Source organism: Gemmata palustris (genome assembly GCF_017939745.1).
Classification (GTDB): domain Bacteria; phylum Planctomycetota; class Planctomycetia; order Gemmatales; family Gemmataceae; genus Gemmata; species Gemmata palustris.
Genome location: NZ_JAGKQQ010000001.1, coordinates 4,150,584 through 4,168,847 on the forward strand (window position 1 = coordinate 4,150,584; position 18,264 = coordinate 4,168,847).

The 18,264-nt window shown below is 67.2% G+C and carries 14 protein-coding genes; 5 read left to right on the forward strand and 9 right to left on the reverse strand.

What is annotated here, in order from left to right; all coding sequences use genetic code 11:
* From J8F10_RS17120 to pgm, 9 genes are all read right to left on the reverse strand, one after another.
* Positions 1–675: an HAD-IB family phosphatase gene (locus J8F10_RS17120; RefSeq protein WP_210655634.1), complete on the reverse strand. Its 675-nt coding sequence runs from the start codon at positions 673–675 to the stop codon at positions 1–3.
* On the reverse strand, positions 672–1,571 hold the full coding sequence (locus J8F10_RS17125) for a bile acid:sodium symporter family protein (RefSeq protein WP_210655636.1): 900 nt from the start codon (positions 1,569–1,571) through the stop codon (positions 672–674). Before J8F10_RS17125 ends, J8F10_RS17120 begins: the two co-directional genes overlap by 4 nt.
* Before the next feature lie 31 nt (positions 1,572–1,602).
* Complete coding sequence (locus tag J8F10_RS17130; protein ID WP_210655638.1) at positions 1,603–2,871, reverse strand: DUF2254 domain-containing protein; 1,269 nt, start codon at positions 2,869–2,871, stop codon at positions 1,603–1,605.
* Positions 2,872–2,887: 16 nt separating this feature from the next.
* Positions 2,888–5,356 carry a glycogen/starch/alpha-glucan phosphorylase gene (locus J8F10_RS17135; RefSeq protein WP_210655640.1) on the reverse strand — a complete coding sequence of 823 codons (2,469 nt, stop codon included), beginning with the start codon at positions 5,354–5,356 and terminating at the stop codon, positions 2,888–2,890.
* 32 nt (positions 5,357–5,388) lie between these two features.
* On the reverse strand, positions 5,389–6,114 hold the full coding sequence (locus J8F10_RS17140; RefSeq protein WP_210655642.1) for an LOG family protein: 726 nt from the start codon (positions 6,112–6,114) through the stop codon (positions 5,389–5,391).
* A gap of 76 nt (positions 6,115–6,190) precedes the next feature.
* The gene (locus J8F10_RS17145; RefSeq protein WP_210655644.1) at positions 6,191–8,644 is read right to left on the reverse strand and encodes a phosphoketolase family protein; all 2,454 of its coding nucleotides are present in this window, start codon (positions 8,642–8,644) and stop codon (positions 6,191–6,193) included.
* A gap of 50 nt (positions 8,645–8,694) precedes the next feature.
* Positions 8,695–9,654 (reverse strand): L-lactate dehydrogenase, encoded by a 960-nt coding sequence (locus tag J8F10_RS17150; protein WP_210655646.1) that lies wholly within the window; start codon positions 9,652–9,654, stop codon positions 8,695–8,697.
* Positions 9,655–9,703: 49 nt separating this feature from the next.
* The gene (locus J8F10_RS17155) at positions 9,704–10,348 is read right to left on the reverse strand and encodes a hypothetical protein (RefSeq protein ID WP_210655648.1); all 645 of its coding nucleotides are present in this window, start codon (positions 10,346–10,348) and stop codon (positions 9,704–9,706) included.
* A 232-nt stretch (positions 10,349–10,580) separates the two neighbouring features.
* Positions 10,581–12,233: a phosphoglucomutase (alpha-D-glucose-1,6-bisphosphate-dependent) gene (gene pgm / locus J8F10_RS17160; RefSeq protein WP_210655650.1), complete on the reverse strand. Its 1,653-nt coding sequence runs from the start codon at positions 12,231–12,233 to the stop codon at positions 10,581–10,583.
* A gap of 314 nt (positions 12,234–12,547) precedes the next feature.
* Between pgm and J8F10_RS17165 the strand changes: the two genes are divergently transcribed.
* From J8F10_RS17165 to J8F10_RS17185, 5 genes are all read left to right on the forward strand, one after another.
* Positions 12,548–13,876, forward strand: coding sequence for a PAS domain-containing sensor histidine kinase (locus J8F10_RS17165; protein WP_210655652.1), 1,329 nt, complete (start codon positions 12,548–12,550; stop codon positions 13,874–13,876).
* A complete protein-coding gene (locus J8F10_RS17170; protein ID WP_210655654.1) occupies positions 13,873–14,520 on the forward strand; it encodes a response regulator in 648 nt (215 codons plus the stop codon). Before J8F10_RS17165 ends, J8F10_RS17170 begins: the two co-directional genes overlap by 4 nt.
* A 61-nt stretch (positions 14,521–14,581) precedes the next feature.
* Complete coding sequence (locus J8F10_RS17175; protein ID WP_210655656.1) at positions 14,582–15,376, forward strand: hypothetical protein; 795 nt, start codon at positions 14,582–14,584, stop codon at positions 15,374–15,376.
* A gap of 48 nt (positions 15,377–15,424) precedes the next feature.
* Positions 15,425–16,420 carry a lipoprotein N-acyltransferase Lnb domain-containing protein gene (locus J8F10_RS17180; protein WP_210655658.1) on the forward strand — a complete coding sequence of 332 codons (996 nt, stop codon included), beginning with the start codon at positions 15,425–15,427 and terminating at the stop codon, positions 16,418–16,420.
* The gene (locus J8F10_RS17185) at positions 16,410–18,251 is read left to right on the forward strand and encodes a cyclic nucleotide-binding and patatin-like phospholipase domain-containing protein (protein WP_210655660.1); all 1,842 of its coding nucleotides are present in this window, start codon (positions 16,410–16,412) and stop codon (positions 18,249–18,251) included. Before J8F10_RS17180 ends, J8F10_RS17185 begins: the two co-directional genes overlap by 11 nt.
* Positions 18,252–18,264 lie beyond the last annotated feature (13 nt).

Consider the following 18,264-nt stretch of genomic DNA (forward strand, 5'->3'; position numbering starts at 1 on the left):
TCAGTTCCCCCGCCGGAGGAGCACGCGGGCGATGTCCGACCATGTCTCGAACGGGTGGAACGGGCGCCCCTCCTGGGTCATGACCTGCGCGAGATCGGCGCGGGCGAATCGCAGTTCGTCGGCGACCAGACGGGCGGCGTCCGCGTCCGCGAACCCGTCGCCCGCGAAGGCGACCGTGCGGCCCGCGCCCAGGTGCCGGCGCACGACCCCCGCCTTGTCGACCCCCAGGGTCTGAGACAGGTACGGCGAATCCGTGGGCATCTGCATCAATAGGCCCGCGCCCGTCTCGAACCGTCCGGGGTTGGCATTCACTTCAATGCTCACCCCCGCGGCGGCGAGCAACCGGTGGATGTACCACGCGCACCCGGCCGACGCGACGACGACGCTCCACCCGGCGCGGCCCAGATCCTCCACCGCCGCGGGGAGTTGCGGATCGAGTTCCATCCCGTCGACCACGGCCAGTACCTCCGCCTCACTCATGCGAATAGAAGCGAAGTAGCGCCGGAGCGCCTCGAAGTGCGTGATCGTGCCGGCGCGGTACTCGGCCCAATAGTTCGGCGTGCCCGGTGGCATCAGCGATTCGACCGCCAGCTTGTAGAAGTCGTGTCGCGTCATGGTGCCGTCGAAATCGCTGACGAACACGCTCGCCGCGTCCGTATCGCGTGGCAGTGTCACGGCTGTCGCTCCTCCAGGGACACGGGAATCGGCACAGAACGCGGTTCGATCACTTCGGAGGCCCGGCGCGCGAACCACCGCCCCGCCGGGAGCAACACGACCAGTCCCGCGAGGGTCGATACCAACAGCATCACCACCACGCCGGGTTCGTCCGGGAAGTTCTGCGTCGCGACAAGGAGCGCTGCAGCCACGTTCCGCTGCCCGGTCCCCAGCGCCAGTACCGATCGTGTGTCTGCGGTCGGGCCACCGAGGGCGAAGCCGGCTGCGGTCGCCAGGGCCACGAACACCATCGCCACCGCAACGGCCCCGCTGCCGAACGTCCCCAGTATCGCGCGGGAGTTCAACCCGACCAGCAGCACGACCGTCAACACCATGCTGATGTTCGACACGCGGGTGAGCACGAGCCGTAATCGCGCCGACCGGTGCTCGAACTGATTCTTGACGACCATTCCCGCCGCGAGCGGGAGCAGCATGGTGAACAGCAGCGGTTGCAACAGCGGCCAGGGCTCCGCCGACAACTCGGGCATCAACCGCGGCAGCACAAAGGGCATAAAGACCGCACTTCCCGCCGTGAGCAACAACACGAGGCCGATCGAGAATGCCAGATCGCCTTTCGCGAGCTCCGCCAACTTGGGGAGGAACGGCGCGCCCGCGGCGCCCGCGAGCAGGAGCAGACCGATCGCGTGAGGGCGGTCCAGTTTCACCAGTTCAGTCAGCCCGTATGCGAGTGCCGGCGCGACGACGAAGTTCGCGACCACGGCGGCGAGCACCAACCGGGGGCGCCGGAACGGTGCGACGAGAGCTTGCGCACTCAACCCCAGCCCCGCCGCGGCCATACAGGTCACGACGAAGACCAGAACCGCGACCTTCAGCACGCCCTCCAGAAACTCCGCCATCTCTGAACCCAGTAAACGGCACTGTGCCTCGTCAGGAATCCGATCCACCGATCCCCTGATAGTCCGCGACGGCGGCCCGTTTGCGGTCCTCTTCGTCCTGGAAACTCCTCCCGACCGAACTACCCAGCAGGGCCAGTTCCGCCCGGAGCGGCGGGCGCCGCTCCTCGGGTAGCGCAGCAATCAGGTGCTCCAGCATCGCGCGCAGCCGGCGGGTAACTTGCAGGCTGCCCTGGCCGTAGTGCCGGATCTCGGTCACCGCCAGCGCCACGAAGTCGGGCCAGTCCGGGGTGCCGTAGACAACGCGGAGCTTGCCGTCGCGGTCGCGCACCTGGCCCTCGTCGAGCCGGTGCTGCCCGAGGTGCAGGAGCAGGTTGTCGAGCTGGTCCAGTACGAGGACGGCGGTCGTCGGGTCGTTGATTGCCGGGGAGAGCGCCTTGTTGCCGATGTCCACGAGAATCCGGAACCCGAACCGCGGGTCTTGCTCCAACGTGCGCTCGGTCCCCACCGCCACACACCCCCGCAGCGCGGCATAGGGAATCTCGCGCGTCGCGCCGGAGATGCGGAATAACGGGTCGCCGCGCGCTACGGAATCCCCCACTTGTGGGATCAGTTCGATGGCCGCGCCCGCTTCGCGCGCCAGTCGCAGGAGGCTGGCCGCGCCGAATGCCACCAACACGCCCGCTCGTCCGGAGAATTCGACGACCCGCGCGGAGGAGGGCAGCGCTTCGTTGGGCGGCACTTCCGGCTGCTCGGGGTCGTACCGCACGGGGTACACTCGTTCGATCACGCGCTCGGTGCGGTCGGCCACGAGCTGCAACACGGACGCGGGGCGCAGCCCGTTCGACAACTGCTGAACGAACCGGAAGAACACGATGATGCACACCAGATTCAGGAACACCGCGATGCTCACGTGGAGGTGCGGCACCCGGTCCTCGACGCGCCCCAGCGCCGCGAGCGTGTAGGCGTATGTGAACGTGAGCGCCGAGAGCGCGACTTTCACGCCCGGCGTGGTGAGGACCAGCGCGATGATCCGCGGGGTCAACTGCCCGCTGGCCAACTGCACCACGATCAGCGTCGCCGACAGCACGAACACGATGAACGTGAGCGTCGAGCTCACGAAGCTCCCGAGGACGGCCCGGGCGCCGTCCGGCGTGTACCGAAACACCGACCAGTCGGTTTCCGCGTCGAGCCACCGGACCGCAGGTGCGCAGACGAGGGCCAGCGCGAGCGCCAGCACCGCCCACAGCACCAGCGAGGTGCGGGCCGTGTGCCTCAGTCGGTACCCGAACTCCCAGGTCATGGTCGCCCCTCGCGCCTCACTCCACCGGGCACGGTTTGGCGCCCCAAATCTCGTCCGCGTACTGGGCGATCGTCCGGTCGCTGGAGAACTTCCCGGACCGCGCGACGTTGTGAATCGCCTTCTTCGCCCAGGCGCTCTTGTCGCGGTAGAGGGCCGCGACCGCTTCCTGCGTGCGCACGTAGGCGCCCAGGTCGGCGAGGTGCATGTAGTAGTCGCCCTTGGTCAGCAGCGTCTCGCGGACCGGCTCGAAGATGCCCGGCTCGTCCGGGTTGAAGTGGTTGTTGAAAATCAGGTCGAGGGCGGCGCCCGTTTCCGGTTCGTTCTCGTAGTGCCAGTACGGGGCGTACCACCCGCGGCCGGCGAGCACCTGTTCGGCGGTCAGGCCGAACATGAAGCAGTTCTCCTCGCCCGCCTCTTCCGCGATCTCGATGTTCGCGCCGTCGCGGGTGCCCACCGTGAGCGCCCCGTTCATCATGAATTTCATGTTGCTCGTGCCGCTCGCCTCGTACCCGGCGGTCGAGATCTGTTCGGACACGTCCGCGGCCGGGATCAGGTGCTCGGCGAGCGTGCAGGAGTAGTTCGGGAGGAACTCGACTCGCAGTTTGCCGCGCGTCGCGGGGTCCGTGTTGACCACCCGCGCGATACTCGTGAACAACTTGATGATGACCTTCGCGAGGTGATACGCCGGGGCCGCCTTACCCGCGACCAGTACCGTGCGCGGCGGGACGTCGAGCCCGGGGTTCGCGCGCAGCCGGTTGTACCACACCACGCACTGGACCGCGTTGAGGAGCTGGCGCTTGTACTCGTGGATGCGCTTGATCTGCACGTCGAACAGTGTGTCGGGGTCCAGTTCGATCCCCGCGGTCGCCTTGATCCAGTCCACGAACCGCACCTTCGCGCTCCGCTTGGCGGCCAGGAACTTCTTCTGGAACCCGGCGTCGGTCGCGAGGGCGTCGACACCCCTGAGTCGCGGCAGGTCGGTGACCCACCCGCCGCCGGTTGCGTCCGTGAGCAGCTTCGCGAGATCGGGGTTGGCCAGTTGCAACCACCGGCGCGGGGTGACGCCGTTGGTCTTGTTGTTGAACCGGTCCGGGAACAGGTCCGCGAGGTCCGCTACTGTTTTCCGGCGGAGCAGGTCCGTGTGAATGGCCGCGACGCCGTTGGTGCTGTGCGTCCCGACGATTGCGAGGTTCGCCATGCGCACCCGGCGCGCGGGCGCCTCTTCGATCAGGCTGACGCGGGCCAGCTTCTCTTCGTCGCCGGGGTGCTTGGCCCGCACGTCGTCCAGGAACCGCCGGTTGATCTCGTAAATGATTTCCAGGTGGCGCGGGAGCAATGACTCGAACAGCCCCACCGGCCATTTTTCGAGCGCTTCCGGTAACAGCGTGTGGTTCGTGTACGCGAGCGTGCGAGTGGTTAAGTCCCAGGCTTCGTTCCACCCCAGGTGCGCGATATCGAGCAGGATGCGCATTAGCTCGGGCACCGCCATTGCCGGGTGCGTGTCGTTGAGCTGAACCGCGACCTTATCTGGTAACGCGGACCAGTCGTTCCCGCGCTTGCGGAACCGCGCGATGATGTCCGCGAGCGAGCAGCGCACGAGGAAGTATTCCTGGAGGAACCGGAGCGATTGCCCGCGGGGCGTCGAGTCGTCCGGGTACAACACGCGCGTGATCGATTCGGCCAGCACGCGGTTCGAGACCGCGCCGAAGAAGTCACCGCCGCTGAACTCGCCGAAATCGAAGACGTCCGGGGTCGCGGCCTGCCACAGCCGGAGGGTGTTAACCGTTTGCCCGCCGTACCCCACCACGGGCCGGTCGAACGGCACCCCCAACAGGCTCATCGACTTCCCGCGCTGGACGGTGATTTGCCCACCGTGGACCTCGAAAGTGGACGCGAGGGGCACCGTGACGTTCTCCCCCGGGCGGCTCACCTCCCAGGGGTCGGGCCGCGTGAGCCACGGGTCCGGCTGTTCGACCTGATAGCCGTTGCTCAGTTCCTGGCGGAAGATGCCGTAGTCGTACCGCAGCCCGTACCCGATCGCCGGGATCTGGAGCGTCGCGAGCGAGTCGATGAAGCACGCGGCCAGGCGCCCCAACCCGCCGTTGCCCAGGCCCGCGTCCGGTTCCTGCTCCAACACTTCCTTCCAGTCCTGGCGCGGGTCGGACCGGAGGTCGTCGCGGACGAACTGTTCGACGCCCAGGTTGATGATGTTGTTCATGAGCGACCGACCGATCAGGAACTCCATCGAGAGGTAGTACACCTGCTTGGGGTTCGCGCGGTCGTGGGTCTCGGCGGTCTTGATCCAGCGCTGCGTGAGGAGGTCACGGAGCGTCCGCGAGACGGCCTCGAATCGCTCGCGCTGCGTGGCGGCGCCCAGCGACACGACGTGATCGAACACCACGTGCCGGTCGTAGTAGTCGCGGTCGGGGAACTTGAACCCGTTGCACTCGTATCGCGCGAGCTGATCCGGTTCGATCGCGGGCATTGCGGTTCCTCGAAGAAGTTCACGGTGTACGGTCAGCCCTGCTTGTCCTTCCACCGGGCGTGGTGCTCGCGCACGGCGCGCACGATCGACGGCCCATCGGGGAGGATCTGCGGAATGTTCAAGTCGCCGGGGCTGATGAGCGGAGTGTCCGGTTTGAGCATCGCGGCGCGCGCCCAGTCGATCAGCCCGTCCCAAAAGTGCCCCGCGAGGATCAGCGGCGTGTCGTGCAGGTGGCGCACCTGGAGGAGCTGCCAGACCATCAGCGTCTCCAGCACGGTCCCGATGCCCCCGGGCGTGACGATGAAGGCGTCCGACACCAGCACGAAGTGGTGCAACCGCGTGAAGAACGTTTTGTGCTCGAACGCCTGCGTCACGAAGGCGTTCACGTCCTGCTCGAACGGCAGCTCGACGCGGATGCCCACGGACTGCTGTTGGGTTCCCTCCGGGTCGGCGAGTTTCACGCCCTCGTTCGCGGCCTGCATCAGTCCGGGACCGCCGCCGGTCACGATGTCGCACCCGAGGCGCGTGAGTTCGGCCGCGGTGTCCCGAACGGCCGCGTACACCCAGTGGTTCGGGTCGACGCGGGCCGAACCGAAGATCGTCACCCGGTAGCGGTCGCGCTTCGTGGGGCGCAGCCGCGTCAGGTCGTTGACCGCGTCCCACAGCCCGAACACGGTCTTGGTCAGAATGTCGAGCGCTGACCGCTCGTCCGAGAGCGGGACGATGGGTTCGCCGGCGGACGGGGGTCTCGCGCTCACGTGACGGCTCCAGTTCGTTCCAGTGCGTCGCGGGTGTGGTTTGTGGTCATCAGCACGGTATCGGGCACACCCCGCCTCAGTACGGCCACTTCCAGTTCGCCTCTTCGGGCTTATCGACGCCGTGCTCGTAGGCGTAGTTCTGGCACTGGATCTGCGCGTTGCGGAATTTCTCCTTCGCGTGCGCGCCGGCCACCCGGAGCCGCGGCACCCGGTTAATCACGTCTATCGCCAGCGTGAAGCGGTCGATCTGGTTCTGGATCGCCAGTTCCAGCGGGGTGTTGATGTTCCCCTTCTCCTTGTACCCCCGCACGTGCAGGTTCGCGTGGTTCTTGCGCCGGTAGGCGAGCCGGTGGATGAGCCACGGGTACCCGTGGAACGCGAAGATGATCGGCTTGTCGACCGTGAACAGCGAGTCGAAGTCGGGGTCGGACAGGCCGTGCGGGTGCTCGGTATCGGGCTGGAGCTTGAAGAGGTCGACCACGTTCACGAACCGGATCTTCAGGTCCGGGAACTCGGTGCGCAACAGCTCGGTCGCGGCCAGCGCTTCCTTCGTGGGGATGTCCCCCGCACACGCCATCACCACGTCCGGCTCCTGGCCCGCGTCGGTGCTCGCCTTCGCCCAGATACTGAGTCCCTTCGTGCAGTGGACGATCGCCGCGTCCATGTCGAGGTACTGCAGGTGGTTCTGCTTGTCGGACACGATCACGTTGATGTAGTTCTCGCTCCGCAGGCAGTGGTCCGCGACCGACAAGAGCGAGTTCACGTCCGGCGGCAGGTAAATCCGCGTCACCGCGGCGCTCTTGTTCACCACGACGTCGAGGAACCCCGGGTCCTGGTGGGTGAAACCGTTGTGGTCCTGACGCCACACGGTCGAGGTGATGAGCAGGTTCAGCGACGGTACCTTTGCGCGCCACGACAGGTGGTTGCAGATCGTTAGCCACTTGGCGTGCTGGTTGAACATCGAGTCGATGACGTGTGCGAACGCCTCGTAGGTGCTGAAGAACCCGTGGCGCCCGGTGAGCAGGTACCCCTCCAGCATCCCTTCCAGAGTGTGCTCGCTGAGCATCTCGATGACGCGCCCGTCCGGGGCGAGTTCGGTCCCGTCGGCGTCCTCGGGGAAGTATTCGCCCAGCCAAAGTTTCTTCGAGACCTCGTACACCGCGTTCAGCTTGTTCGACGTGTTCTCGTCCGGCCCGAACACGCGAAAGTTCGTCATGTTCGCCTTCATGATGTCCCGGAGGAACACGCCGAGCGGTCGGCAGTTCTCGGCCTCGGCTGTCCCGGGCTTATCAACCTTCACGCCGTACTTGCGGAAGTCCGGCATCCGGAGCGCCTTTTTCAGGTTCCCACCATTGGTGTGTGGGTTGGCTCCGAGGCGCCTTACACCAGTCGGGGCGATGGCCTTGAGTTCCGGGCGGAAGTGCCCGCCGGCGTCGAACAGCTCCTCCGGTTTGTACCCGCGCATCCAGTCTTCGAGCTGTTTCAGCCGCGCCGGGTCTTTCTTCACGTCGGCCATCGGCACCTGGTGGGCGCGCCAGCTCCCCTCCAGCTTGTGCCCTCCGACTTCGGACGGGCTGGTCCAACCCTTCGGGGTGCGGAGCACGATCATGGGCCACTTCACGCGGAACGGTTGACCGGAGCTTCGCGCCTGCTTCTGTGCGGCGCGGATCTCGGCCACGCACTTGTCGATGGTCGCGGCCATCGCCTGGTGCATCGATTCCGGGTCCGACCCCTCGACGAAGTAAGGGGTCCAGCCCATGCCGCGGAAGAACGATTCGAGTTCCTCGTGCGGCACGCGCGCCCAGATGGTGGGGTTGTTGATCTTGTAGCCGTTGAGGTGCAGGATCGGCAGAACGGCCCCGTCGCGCACGGGGTTCAGGAACCGGCCGACGTGCCAGCTCGTCGCGAGCGGGCCGGTTTCGGATTCGCCGTCGCCCACGACCGCCGCGACAATCAGGTCGGGGTTGTCGAACGCGGCCCCGCATGCGTGCGAGAGGACGTAGCCCAACTCCCCGCCCTCGTGGATGCTGCCGGGCGTTTCCGGGGTGCAGTGGCTCCCGATCCCTCCGGGGAAGGAGAACTGTTTGAAGAACCGCAGCAGCCCTTCTTCGTCCTCACTACAGTCCGGGTACACTTCGGAGTACGAGCCCTCGAGGTAGCACGGCCCGATTACCCCCGGTGCGCCGTGGCCCGGTCCGGCCATGAACACCGCGTCGAGGTCGTAGGCTTTGATGGCCCGGCTCAGGTGGATGTAGGCGAACGCCAGACCGGGACTGGCCCCCCAGTGGCCGAGCAATCGGTCCTTGACGTGCTCGGGCTTGAGTGGCTCTTTCAGGAGCGGGTTCGCTCTGAGGTACGTCATCCCCAGTGCGAGGTAATTGCTCGCGCGCCAGAAGGCATCGATCTTGTGCAACTCGTCCGCACTCAGTGGGGCACCCGCGATCGTGGATCGCGCCTTGCCGAACGCGCTGATCGAGGGTGCCGTCTGGCCGTCGGTCGAAGGCGCTTTCGGAGCAAGAGTCGTGGTCATCACGAAGTTCCTCTCGGGGTAGTAAGACTGCGTCTCACGAGCGGGCCAAGTTAGCCCGGACCCGGGTCCGGGCGGTCGAGTTCGTCGAGCGCGTCGCGGATCACGCGCGCGCTGGTTCGGAGTTGCGCGTGCTCGGTGGGGTTCAGCGGGAGCGGGAACGTTTCGAGCACGCCCGCGCCACCAACAAGTCGCGGAAGGGACACGGTCACGTCTTTCACACCTAAAACGTCCGGGGCCGGGGCGCAGACGGTGAGGATCGAGCGCTGGTCGTGCAGAACGGTTTCCACGATCCGGGCGAGCGCGCACCCGATGCCGTAGTACGTGGCCCCCTTGCCGCCGATGATCGTGTACGCGGCCCGGCGCACCTTCTCGTCGATCGTCGCGCGGACCGGTTCCGAGAGATCGAGGCCGCGCCGCTCCACGAACGCATCCAGCGACATCCCGCCGACCGACACCAGCGACCAGGTGAGCACCTCGGAGTCGCCGTGCTCGCCGATCACGTGCCCGTGGACGTGGTGAGAGTCCACGCCACAGAACGCGCCGAGCAGCGTGCGGAACCGGGCCGTATCGAGTGTGGTTCCGGACCCGAACACGCGCCCGGGAGGGGCACCCGCTTCCGCGGCGAACCGGGCCGCGAGATGGGTCATCACGTCCACCGGGTTCGTCGCCACGATGATGACCGCGTCGGGCGCGTGCCGCAGGACGGTCGGTACGACCTCGCGAAAGACCGCGGCGTTCCGGCGCAGGAGTTGGAGCCGGCTCTCACCCGGTTTCTGTCCGACCCCGGCACAGAGCACGACCGCGCGACAGCCCGCGAGGTCTGTGTAATTACCGGCGCGTACTTCGAGAGCGTGAGCGAACGGGACCGCGTGCCGAATGTCGTCGGCCTCCGCCGCGGCCCGGGCTTCGTTCTTATCGACGAGTACGATCTCGCGGCCGACGCCCCGCATTACCAGTGCGTAGGCCGCGGTGGAACCGACCAACCCGCTCCCGACGACGCCGATTTTCATGCTCCCTCCCCCATGCCCAGCCCGCCCCTCGGCGCAGCGGTGCGGCCGGTCACGCGGTGCCCTTTTGCTTGACAAAATCGGCTTTCGTGTCGTCGTCGATGAAGTAGTACGTCTGACCGCCGTGATCGAGGGTCGCACCGGCCGCGAACTTCGGGAACCGGACCTTGGCGACCGGGTCCTCCACGAACTCCGCGTTGTCGATGAATTCGCCCTCGTTGATGTGAATGAACAGTTCCACGAACGCGACGATCCGGTCGTCGAGCCACGTGGTCATCCCGGCGTAATCCGGGGCCGCGATCGGGGTGCTGAACTCCGCGTGCCGATCAAAGGTCCACAGTACCGGGACGATGCGCAGGTCGCACTCCACCACGGCGTTCTTGATCTCCCGGTCCGGGGCGACCGAGAACGTCAGCGTGATGTACGCCTTGGCGGATCTGAACTCGAAGCGCGCCGACCTCCGGCTCTCGGATACCGACGGGGTGACCGTAACGCGGTCGCCCGCGCGCTTCGCCAGTGCCTCCAGCCGGGGTTTGGCCAGTTCGACGATCCGGGGCCGAACGCTCTCGTACACCTTCAGCAGTTCCTGTCGCTCCTTGAACGACTGGAGCAACTCTTGTTGCTGCTGCTTGAGCTTCTCCCTTACCGCGGTGAAACGGCCCTCGATTCGGGCCGTCAGATCGGCGACGTCGCTCATGTCTCTCTCCCTGGGTTTCGGGGTTCCGCATCCAACCGATCCGCGTCGTCCCGGGCGCCCCGAGCATCCGGAGTGTCGGATCTGCGCGAGCCGTGCCCTTTGCCGGCACCGAACCGCCGCGCCGTCTCGGAACTGTACGCTCTCCGGCGGGGCACATCTCGGAGAGCACGTTCGGGTGCCGTGCCCGCTCCCCCGCCTGCCACTGACGGGAGCGATACGCGGCGGGCGACAGTTACCGCGTACTTCCCCCCAAAGCGTTCGCGACGAGCCGCTGGGCGTCTCTTACGATCGCGTCGAGGTGCGACTGGCTCTTAAAGCTCTCTGCGTAGAGTTTGTACACGTCCTCGGAGCCGGACGAGCGGGCCGCGAACCACCCGCACTTCGCGACCACCTTGAGGCCGCCGATCGGGGCGCTGTTGCCCGGGGCGCGCGTGAGAACCGCTTCGATCGGCTCGCCAGCGAGTGCCGAATCCTTGATGTCTTGAGGGGCCAGTTTCCGGAGCCGCGCCTTCTGCTCGAGTGTGGCCCCGGAATCGATTCGCGCGTAGTACGGAGTACCGAACTCGGCCGTGAGTTCGCGGTAGTGCTCGCCGGGATCTTTCCCGGTTACGGCCGTGATCTCGGCCGCTAAGAGGGCCAGCAACAGGCCGTCCTTATCAGTGGTCCACACGGCCCCGTCGCGGCGCAGGAAGCTCGCGCCGGCGCGCTCCTCGCCCCCGAAACAGCACGAGCCGTCGAACAGCCCCGGCACGAACCACTTGAACCCGACCGGCACTTCCCACAGCGCTCGGCCGCGCTCCCGCACCACGCGGTCGATCATCCCGCTGCCGACGAGCGTCTTGCCCACGACCGCTCGTTCGGGCCAACCGGGGCGGTGCGCCAGCAGGTAGCGGACCGCGACCGCGAGGTAATGATTCGGGTTCATCAGCCCCGCGGACGGGGTGACGATCCCGTGCCGGTCGGCGCCCGGGTCGTTGGCGAACGCGACCCGGTACTGGTCTTTAAGGCCCACGAGCCGGGCCGTCGCGCACGGGCTGGAGCAGTCCATTCGGATCTGCCCGTCGTGGTCGACCGCCACAGACGCGAACGTCGGGTCCACCGCCGGGTTAACGACATCGATCGCGAGCCCGTAGCGCGCGTTGACGCGGGGCCAATAGTCTGCGGAAGCGCCGCCGAGCGGGTCCGCACCGAGCGACAATCTGGCCCCGCGGATGGCGCCCATGTCGATCGCGGTTCCCAGGTCATCAACGTAAGCGAGCGCGAAATCTTCCTCCCGTGTGCTCGCGGCCCTTCGCGCCGCTTCAAAGGGCACGCGCCGGGCGCCCGCGTTGTCGCGCAGCAGGTATTCGTTGGCGCGCTCCTCGATCCATTTCGTCACGCCCGTATCGGCCGGTCCGCCGTTGGGCGGGTTGTACTTGATTCCGCCGTCGCCGGGCGGGTTGTGCGACGGCGTGACCACGATCCCGTCTGCGAGGTGGTTCGTGCCGCCGCGGTTGTGGGTCAGAATCGCGTGCGAGATCACGGGCGCCGGCGTAAACCCGTCGTCGCGCTGGATCACCGTCGGCACGCCGTTGGCCGCGAGTACCTCCAGTACGGTTCGCTGCGCCGGACCGGACAGGGCGTGCGTGTCCCGGCCCATGTAGAGCGGTCCGTCGATCCCCTTGCTGCGGCGGTAGTCGCAAACGGCCTGGGCTACGGCCATCACGTGTGATTCCGTGAAAGTACCCCGAACGGGCGAGCCGCGGTGCCCGCCCGGGCCGAAACTCACGAGCTGCTCGGTGTCGTCCACGTCGGGCCGACGGTCGTAATACTCGCGCTCGAGCCGGGCCGGGTCGATCAGTAGCTCGACCGGGGCCGGTTTGCCGGCAAGCGGTGATACGAACATCGGCCCCTCCGATCTGCCCCAACGGGCGAGAGTCGCGGCCCGGATCGCTCGTTCGTGTACAGTGTGCGGGGAGAGTTTAAACCGATTCATCAAGAACGCACCTGTCATTTCTGACAGTTTGAACGGCCAAATACTGACAGGTGCGGCGAAATTTATTGACAATCGAAACACGGTCGGATAATCGCTTTACGTACCTATGTAACACAAGCACAGAACCGCGCACGCGAAGCGCGATCTGAAATTCTGGCACGGACGCTCCGTATCGCCCGGTTCCGGGAGGTGGCATGGCGCGTCAACGGACTTGGCGGTCTTCTGTGCCACGGCTTTGTGGACTGGTGCTCGGCGCGATCGCGTTCCTCCACGCACACCCGGCCCAGGCAGCGACCGACCCGCACCTGCAGTCACAAATCGTGGTGCCCGATCCCGGAGACGGGACCGGGCTCCGGGGAATTGTCGGGGGCTTCCGCGAGTGGCACGTCATTGGGATTGGTTTGTTTTGTCTCATTGAGGCGCTGCTGATCGCAGGGCTGTTGATCCGGCGCGAGGCGCGCGTGCGGACCGACGAGTGGTTCCGGCAGGTGGTGGAAACGGCCCCCACCGGAATGCTGATGGTCGATCGGGACGGCACGGTTCTTCTGGCCAATGCTCAAGCGGAAGCACTTTTCGGTTCCGGCCGAGGGGATTTGCTCGGACGACCGGCGGACCGGCTCGTTCCCGAGCACCTGCTGGACCGGTTTTCGACCGGCCGCGCCAAGTTTGTTGCGGCCCCCCCAACTCTGTCCGGTACTCGGATCGACACGTTCGCGCGGCGGCAGGACGGGAGCACGTTCCCGGTCGAGATCGGATTGAGCGCGATCCGGACGCCACGCGGTGCGTTCGTACTGGTGGCCGTCACCGACCGCACCGAGTGCCGGCGCGTGAAAGAAGAGTTACGCGCCAGCCAACAGGAACAGCGGGTGCTGACGGGCCATTTACTGGAGGCCCAGGAAGCGGAGCGGCGCCGTATCGCCCGCGAACTGCACGACGACCTCAACCAAAGCCTCGCCCTGTTGTCCATCGAGATGGAACTTTTGGCGTGCGTGCCACCGACATCGGCGACCCAAACTGCTCAGCACCTGCGCGAGTTCGCGGCCCGGGTCAAGGACCTGTCGTCTTCCGTTCACGCCCTCTCTCACCAGTTGCACCCGTCGAAGCTGGAGCACCTGGGACTCGTCGCGGCCCTTAAAGGGCTGTGCAAGGAACTGAACCACGCGCACGGGCTCATCGCAACGTTCTCGCACGATGCGGTGCCGGAATCCGTTCCCGCAGACGTTGCGCTCTGCATGTACCGCATCGCGCAAGAGGCCCTGTGGAACGTCGTCAAACACAGCGGAACGCGCGGAGCCACTGTGGAACTGCGCGGGAGCGCGAATACGATCCGCCTGCGGGTCTCTGACGACGGCGCCGGCTTCGACCTCTCCGCGGTCAGCGCGGGATTGGGACTGGTTAGTATGCGCGAGCGCTTGAACCTGGTAGGCGGCGAGTTCGTCATTGATTCGCGGCCGGCCGGGGGCACGCGGATCGAGGCCCGCGTACCCGTTCCCGTGGCCCGCGTAACCGAACCGGAACCCGAACTCGTTTCCACCGCGGAGAGATTCTCGTGAACCGTCCGCGCGTCCTGTTCGCCGACGACCACCGCCTCATTCGCGAAGCGTTCGCGCGCCTCGTGGAACCCGAGTGCGACGTGGTGGGCGCGGTCGCGGACGGGCTGGCGCTGCTCGCCGAGGTCCCGACGCTCCGACCCGACATCGTCGTGGCCGACATCGCGATGCCCCTGCTCAACGGGTTGGACGCGACCCGACAATTGCGGAAGGACGCGCCGGACGTGAAGGTCATCATCCTCACGATGAACGAGGACGCGGACCTGGCCGCCGAAGCGTTCCGCGTGGGCGCATCCGGCTTTCTCCTGAAGAACTCGGCCGCGTCGGAGTTGCTCCAGGCGATCCGGGAGGTCGCGCAGGGGCGCTCGTACATCACGCCGATGGCCACCCGGGGGCTGGTCGAGAACCTCCTGCACGTCCCCGGACCGGCCGCCCGGCCCGTCGAGTTGAGCGTGCGCCAGCGCGAGGTGCTCCAGTTGCTCGCCGAGGGGCACACGATGAAGGAGATCGCGCGGCTCCTGAAGATCACCCCGCGGACGGTCGCGTTCCACAAGTACAGCATGATGGAACTGCTCGGGGCGAAGACGTTCGCCGATCTGATCCAGTTCGCCCTCAAGGGCAGCGTGGTGAAAACATATCTCGCGTGAGCACCGGGACGCGCTCGCACTCGCGCTGCGGAAGGGCCATTCACACCCCGGAGAGGGGCGCATGAGACGACTGCTGGGAACCGGGGCCGCCGCCCTCGGCGCGCTCGGGGTGCTGGTGTGCGCTGCGGCGCTCGGTGGCGGCTGGTGGGCCGCGGTACGGACCACGGACCGCACGACCCGCGCCGCGTCCCGCCTGAACCACGGACTGTCCGAAGCGGACGCGCGACTGGAGCGGGTCGAGGCGCGCCTGACCGCCGTCCGCGCGGGCCTCGCTGACGCGCGCGGCGAGGCCGAAAAGCTGGCAGCCGAGAACCCGGAACTCCCTCGGGTGCGGGCCGCGATCGAGCGCCTCCTCGACCGGCTCCTTCCGACGATCGACCGCGCCGCAGCGCTGGCGGACTCGCTCCGGGCAGTGGCGGTCGGTCTGCGCGCGGCGGAGGACGTCGTTGTTCAGCTCGGCGGGGAGTTCGAGCACCCGAGTCGTGCCCGGACCGCGGCCGACACGATCGACCGCGCCGGAGAAGTGCTGAACATCCCGCAAGCGCGGATCGACGCCGTGAAGTCGGCCGCCGCGGTCCGGTTGACGCGCGAGTTGATCGAACTCGTGCGCGAAGCCGTGGCCGGTTCGGAGCGCTTGGCCGAGGGGCTGGCGGACGCCCGCCGGGAGATCACCGGCGCACAAGAGCGCATCGAGCGGAGGCGAGTGCAAATAGTGTTCTGGGTCCACGTTGCGGCGGTTGCGCACACGCTGGTGTGGGTGTGGATCGGGTTGGGTCAGGTGTGTCTAGTCGGCTGGGGCCGGCGAATCGCGAGACGTGTTCCGACTATCGCCTCAAGCCCCGTTCGGCCTGCGTAAACGTGCATCGGTCGTTCTGTGATCACGTTCGGGTTATTGGAAGCCATCATGGATCAAGTGTTGGAGTGGGTCATCTCCGCACCGCTGCTCATGATCGCAGCGGTCACAACCTTGTGGGTGGCCGGCGCGATCTACTACGACGTCTGCGGTGCCGGGCGGTGGGGTCGCGCGGCCGCGGTCGCGTGGGTCACTGGCGTCACCGCTTTGTTCGCGTTGTGGCAACCGCTGTGGTACCCGTTTGCGGTGTTGCTCGGGTTCACGGCCCTTTTTCTGGTGTGGTGGAGCCAACTGAGACCGAGTCACGACCGCGAGTGGGAACCGGCCGTGGGCACCCTGCCCCACGCGACCCACGACGGGGACGCGGTCACCATCGCGAACGTGCGCAACTTCGAGTACCGCACACTCGACGACTTCACCCCGCGGTACGAGTCCCGGACGTACCGCCTCTCCGAGCTGCGGGGCGTGGACATCGTCTTCTTCAACTGGGGCATCGCCCTGATGAGCCACCCGGTCCTCACGTTCGACTTCGGCCCCGACGGGCGCGTGTGCGTGTCGATCGAAGTGCGGTTCCGCAAGGGCCAACGGTTCTCCATTCCCCGCAGCCTGTACCGCCAACAGGAACTCGTCATCGTCGCGGCCGACGAGCGCGATATTGTGCTCCGGCGCACGAAACACGGGCGCCCGCAGGAGGCGCACCTGTACCGGTTCTCCGCCCCGCCCGAAGAGGTTCGGGCCGCGTTCCTCGACTACGCCGGGGCCATCAACGACTTGCGCGCGGCGCCCCGCTGGTACCACGGAATCACCACGAACTGCACCACGACGTTCTACCGGCTGCCCAACAGTCGGTGCCGGTTCGACTGGCGCGTACTCGCCAACGGCCGACTCGACCGCGCCCTGTACGCGGACGGGCGCCTGGACCGCGCGCTCCCGTTTGCGGAACTCAAGCGCCTCGCGCGCCTGAACGACATCGCCAATGCCGCCCCCGCGGACGGGTTCGGGGACCACATTCGCCGCGAACTGGAAAGGCGCCGCTGTGAACGATGACGTGATCCCGCTACTGAAGATGCACGAGTACTTCCGCAGCGCGAGCGACGAGGTGCTCCGGGAAGTGACATCACTCGCCCGCGTGACTCAGCACGCGACCGGCGACGTTGTCCACGAGGCGAACACCCCCCTGACCACGGTCGGGTTCGTCCTCCGCGGCCGGTTGAAGGCCGTTCGGATTGATGCGCGCGGGGGCGAGTCCCTGTTCCGGATGATCGGGCGCGGCGAGCAGTTCGGGATGATGGTCGGCGCGCTCACCGAGCCGGTCCCGGTCCGGGTCGTCGCGCTGGAGCCGACGGCGGTCCTGAACCTGGATTACGAAGAGGCGATGGAGCTGACGTTCCGGCACCCGGACCTGCGGCGCCTGTGGCTGTCGACGTTTACCGGGAGCCTGCGGAAGCACTTCTTCGGTGCCGCCCCGAAGCGCGCCCCGATGGTGCTCGCGCTGATCCACGAGTCCCCCGCTGCGCGCGCGGTCGCCGAGCAACTGATCGCCCGACTGCGCGGCCTGGGCGAGAAACTCGCCATATTCAGCGACTCGAACGACTGGCAAAACCTCCCCGACGTCCCGTTTCGCGCGCTGCGTGTGGACGGCCGGGATGTGGAGCCCGAAGAGATCCGCCGACAGGCGGCCGCGTGGCACGACGTGAACCGCATCGTGTTCGACCTGCACGCGGACACGAAACCGGAGCGCATGTCGCGGTTACTGGAGATCGCGGACCGGGCCGTCTACTTCGTCCCCGCGAGTCACAGCGGGGCCGCGGCGCAGCGCCTCCGGGCGCTCGACGTGCCGGCCCACGGGTGGCGCGACAAGATCGGCATCGCCTGGTTGTTGGAGGGCGAAGATTCCGTGGCCCCGGTCACGCCCGGTCTCCACGACCTCGTCGCTCGGGACTTCAAGATCGCCGGGGCGCCTCCCAAGTTCCCACGCGGCCGGGCGCTGACGGCCGGGCTGGAGCGCCTGGTCCACGACCTCCGCGGGGTGCGCATCGGGGTCGCGCTCGGGGGCGGCGCGGCCCGCGGCATGTCGCACCTCGGCATCCTCAAGGCGCTCGAAGACCAGGGGATCGTGGTGGACATGATCGCCGGCACGAGTGCCGGGGCGATGACCGGGGTCGTGTACGCCAGCGGCCTGGACTGCGACTACAGCGCGAACCAGTTCGCCACCGCCCTGCGCCCGTCGTGGGTGTTCCGCCGGCTGCCGCGCGGGGACCACTGGTACCTGCTGTACAAGTACCGGCGCGGGCACTTCGACCCGATGCTCCGCAAGTACCTGCGCGACTGGCACCTCGAACAGCTCTCCGTGCCGTGCCTGACGATCACCGTGGACCTCGTGAGCGGCGCCCCGGTGGTCCGCGACCGGGGCGACGCGACCCACGCGGTGCTCGAGAGCATCAACCTGCCGGTCCTTTCGGTCCCGATCGTCCGCGGGGGGCAGGCCCTCATCGACGGGGGACTGGCGAACAACATCCCGGCCGACGTGCTGGTGGCGCGCGGGTGCAACTTCGTAATCGCGGTCAGCGTGACGGCCAAAATGGAGAAGGCGTTCTGCGCGATCACACCGGACACGCGCGCGCACACCGGGAAGAAACCGTCCGTGCTCCAAACGCTCCTCCGCAGCCTGCTGGTGCAGAACCACATCCTCAACGCCCAGGGCGTGCTCCCGGCCGACGTGGTGATCGAAACGGACGTGCGCGGGTTCGACCTGACCGCGTTCACGCGGTCCGAGGAGATGGCCGCGATCGGGCGGGCCGCCGGCCTCGACGCGGTACCGCGCATCCGCCAGCTCCTGCACCGACTCGACCCGCAGCTCTTCGCGCCCGGCGGGTAGCAACGATCACTGT